The 4,053-nt window shown below is 66.7% G+C and carries 5 protein-coding genes; all 5 read right to left on the reverse strand.

Annotation, left to right across the window (positions count from 1 at the left end; translation table 11 throughout):
• Positions 1 to 865: molybdopterin molybdotransferase MoeA (locus RJQ10_RS14500; RefSeq protein WP_350147838.1), on the reverse strand; the 865-nt coding region annotated here is incomplete at its 3' end.
• The gene (gene moaB / locus RJQ10_RS14505) at positions 862 to 1,392 is read right to left on the reverse strand and encodes a molybdenum cofactor biosynthesis protein B (protein ID WP_350147840.1); all 531 of its coding nucleotides are present in this window, start codon (positions 1,390 to 1,392) and stop codon (positions 862 to 864) included. The genes RJQ10_RS14500 and moaB, both read right to left, overlap by 4 nt.
• Positions 1,393 to 1,398: 6 nt before the next feature.
• On the reverse strand, positions 1,399 to 2,283 hold the full coding sequence (locus tag RJQ10_RS14510) for a sugar nucleotide-binding protein (RefSeq protein ID WP_350147842.1): 885 nt from the start codon (positions 2,281 to 2,283) through the stop codon (positions 1,399 to 1,401).
• Positions 2,284 to 2,331: 48 nt separating this feature from the next.
• Entirely contained in the window at positions 2,332 to 2,823 is a 492-nt protein-coding gene (gene ssb / locus RJQ10_RS14515; RefSeq protein WP_350147844.1) for a single-stranded DNA-binding protein, read from the reverse strand.
• A gap of 100 nt (positions 2,824 to 2,923) precedes the next feature.
• Positions 2,924 to 4,053 (reverse strand): NAD(P)/FAD-dependent oxidoreductase (locus RJQ10_RS14520; protein WP_350147846.1); only part of this gene is annotated, 1,130 nt, incomplete at its 5' end.

Consider the following 4,053-nt stretch of genomic DNA (forward strand, 5'->3'; position numbering starts at 1 on the left):
CAGGCACTCCCCTGACTTCCCCGAATGCCAGCGGTTTTCCCGGCTTGATAGCCAGGCGCCAGAGCGTCAGCGACCCCAGGCGCTCGACCTGCCCGCGAACGTGGTCCTCCTCGCCCACCGAGACGCCGCCGGAACTGAGGATGCAGTCGGCTCTGCTGGCCGCGTCTTCCAGCGCTGCGGCGGTCGCCTCCGGGCTGTCCGGAACAATACCGCAATCCACGACTTCCATCCCGAGCGCCTGCAGCAGGGCACCGAGGACTATGCGGTTGGAGTTATAGATCTGGCCCGGGCGCAGGGGCCCGCTACCCGGCTCCACCAGTTCACTGCCGGTGGAGAGCAGCGCTACCCGCAACGGACGGTACACCGCCACTTCCCCCAGCCCCACCGCCGCCAGCAAACCGAGGTCAGGAGCACGCAGGCGGCGGCCCGCGGCAAACACGCACGAACCCTCGGCGATATCCTGGCCCCGGCGACGGATATTGTCTCCCGGCCCCGCGGGCTCCAGCAGCTGCAGACGCCCTTCGACCTCCCGGCAATGCTCCTGGATCACCACGGTATCGGCGCCGGCAGGTATCACGGCACCGGTAAATATCCGCGCTGCGGTTCCCGGTGCCAGGGGGCCGGGCACGGCACCGGCGGGAATCCGTTGACTGACGGGCAGGAGATGCCCCGCATCCACAGCGCGCAAGGCATAGCCGTCCATTGCGCTGTTGTCCTCCGGGGGCACGGCGACAGCTGCGACAATATCATCCGCCAGCACCGCGCCGCGGGCGGACGACAACGGCCGGAGCTGGGCGGGCGGCGCTGCGGGCGCGCACGCCAGCATCGCCTCCAGCGCCTGGTCCACCGGCAGCAAGCCGCTCACGACAGCCGGGCCCGCGTCCTCAACACGCCAACAAAATTGCAGGGGCGATGGCGACTGTCGAGCTGGTCGCAAATGATCCCGGTCCAGGCTGTACGGCAGGCGCCGGTAGAGCCCGGCACACAGAATATGACCGTGTTGTTGGCCAGCCCCCCAAGGGCTCTTGATTGCACAGTGGAGGAGCCTATTTCCGCCAGGGACAGGGCCCGGAAAACCTCGCCAAAACCATCAATGGACTTGTCGAACAGGGGCGCCACAGCCTCCGGCGTGGAGTCCCGCCCCGAGAAGCCGGTGCCGCCGGTGACCAGTACCGCCTGCACCGACTCATCGGCAATCCACCGGGACAACACGGCACGGATCTGGTAAATATCGTCCCTGACAATCTGCCGGTCGCTGCAGCGATGGCCTGCGGCCAGCAGCGCTTCCTGCAGGTACTGCCCGGAGGTGTCGGTGTCTGCGGTGCGCGTATCGGAAACCGTCAACACAGCAATGCCGAGCGTTTCCTGGCTGTCAGCGGAATGTCCAGACATGATAGGTCACGCCTCCTTGCGGGGTTGTTGCTGGCGCTGGAAAAAGTACTGGCGCACGGCGTCGGCGACGAAGCCGCGCCAGGGCACCTGCTTGATGGCAAACGTGTTGCGAATTCGGCCGCATTGCAGCGTCCTGTTGCGCGGCTGATCGCCCGCTCCCACCGGTTGCGGCTGCACCGCATCGGGAGAAAAGTCGGAGAACTGGGACGCCGAGGCAAGCAGGGCTTCCGCAAACTCGTAACAGTTGGTGGGATCGGGACTGCAGTAGTGAAAGGTACCCCAGGCCTCCGCTCCGGCTCCGAGCTGGTCAAGCACCCCGGCAACAACCCGAGCCGCATCCGCAGACTCTACCGGGCAACCGCGCAGCTGGTTGTCGAGCACCAGCTTGCCGCCCTCGATCAGCTGCTCAAGCATGTGCGACAGGACATTGACCCCACCGGGTGCGAATACCGGCCCCAGCCGCAGGATGACATGCCGGTCGCAGGTTTCCCGGGTCCGGGCCTCGGCCAGGGCCAGCAGCCGGCCGACGGTTTCGGTATTGTCGGGCTCATCCTGTTCCCGGTAGGCACGCCCGGCATCGCCCGCGAATACCCGGGCCGTCGACAGCAGGAAATAGCTGACGGCACCACGCTGGCAGGCCTTCGCCAGCCAGTGACTGCGCTCAATGTCGATCTCCGAGAGGATTTCACCGCTGTCGATGGCGCCCTGCAGGCGTGCATCCACGACGATATCGGCGCGCACCCGGCGCACTACTTTCTTGGCGTGGCGCTCGCTCTTCCAGCGCGAGGCAGAGCTGGAAACTGCCTCCAGTTCATGCCGGCCCCAACGCCGCAGGTGATCGCCCAAGGCCAGGCCCAGCGAGGTGTCGGATCCGATCAGCAAGACGCGCAAAGCAGGGTCTCCGGCCGGGCGGCGCTGACTGGCTGGCCAGGCCAGCTATCAGAACGGGATATCGTCGTCAAAATCGCCAAAATCACCGGGGGGCGGCGCGCTCGCTTGCCGGCCGGGGGAGGCCGCCGGCTGCTGTTGCGGGGATGGTGCGGACTGGCTGTAGTCGTCCTGCGGATAACCGCCACCCTGCTGGCCACCGCTGCGGCTGTCGAGCATCTGCATTTCACTGGCGACGATCTCGGTGGTGTAGCGATCCTGGCCGTCCTGGCCCTGCCATTTCCGGGTGCGCAGAGAGCCCTCGACATAGACCTTGGTGCCTTTCTTGAGGTATTCGCCGGCAATTTCCGCCAGGCGGTTGAAGAACACTACCCGATGCCACTCCGTGCGCTCCTGGGGCTGGCCGGTCTGCTTGTCCTTCCAGCTATCGGAGGTTGCGAGGTTGACGTTGGTCACGGCGCCACCGGAAGGCATGTACCGGGTTTCCGGATCCGCCCCCAGATTGCCGACCAGTATGACTTTGTTTACGCCCCGTGAAGCCATAGCAACTCCTCTGTCATGGACGGTTCAGGGAATGAAAATAGAGTCGGGGACTATAGCAATCCCCTCCTGCAAATGCACCAGCAATAACCGCCATAAACCGTCAATCCGGGCCGCCGGGGATGCTCTGGCGATTGCCCGTCAACCCCAGCAGGCGGCGCTTCCAGGGGCCTGCGCCGGCGGCGCAGGCGGCCTCCTGCCAGCCCAGAATCGAGCTGATCGCCCTGAACCCCAACCAGCGCAACGGCTCCGGCTCCCAGCGCCGAAGCGCCTTGCGCACGGGCAGACGCTGGCACCAGGGCATACGGCTGAGCCCCGTGTCCCGCTCGAGGATAAGGTCGACCAGACTGCGCGCCATCAGGTTCGCTGCCCCGACCCCCTCGCCGGTATAGCCGCCAAGACTGGCAAAGCCCGTCACCGGGTCCAGCACCGCGTGGGGACTGCCCGAGCGAGGGATACCCAGCGTCCCCCCCCAGGCGTGGGTTTTTGCGACATCCTGCAGTTGCGGCAGGCAGGCCAGCAGCAACCGACGGACCTGATGAAATGCGCCCGGATCCCCGTCGAAGCGACTGCGTGGGCGGCCGCCAAAGCGGTAGGCGCCGCGCGCCCCGAACACCAGCCGGCCATCGGCGCTGCGCTGGCCGTAGGTGATGACCGGGCTGGCATCGGCGAAGACTTCCGCGCTGGCGAGCCCCAGCTCCTGCCACTGCCCGCTGCTCAGTGGCTCGGTGGCAATTATGCGGCTTTGTACCGGCAGTACCCGGCGGCGGTGATCAGCAAACCGGCTGCTGACCCCCTCCACCGCCAGCACCCGAACCGGAGCCGTCACGGTGCCGCCAGGAGTGGTCAGCGTCTCGCTCCGGCTGCCGACTACCGGAGTCTGCTCGAAGATCTTCACCCCCAGGCGGGTCACTGCGGCGGCGAGCCCAGAAACCAGCCTGGCCGGCTGGATGCGGGCAACATGCGGAGTATAGATTGCACCCAGCGGCCGGGTGATAGCGAGCCGCGCTGCCAGCCCGGCGCTGTCCAGCCAGCGGTAATCCTCTTCGCCGTAACCCAGGGCACGCAATGCCGCCAGCTGCGCCCGCTGCCACTCCAGCTGCTCCGGGTAACGGGCCGCGGCAAACAATCCTCCCCCGCGCACATAATCACACTCCAGGCACTCCGCTGCGAGGACCCGCTCCACTTCCGGCAGGATACCGAGCACATGCTGCCGCACCGTCTCTCCACCCG

The sequence above is a fragment of the Haliea sp. genome (genome assembly GCF_040222615.1).
In the GTDB taxonomy this organism is placed as follows: domain Bacteria; phylum Pseudomonadota; class Gammaproteobacteria; order Pseudomonadales; family Halieaceae; genus Haliea.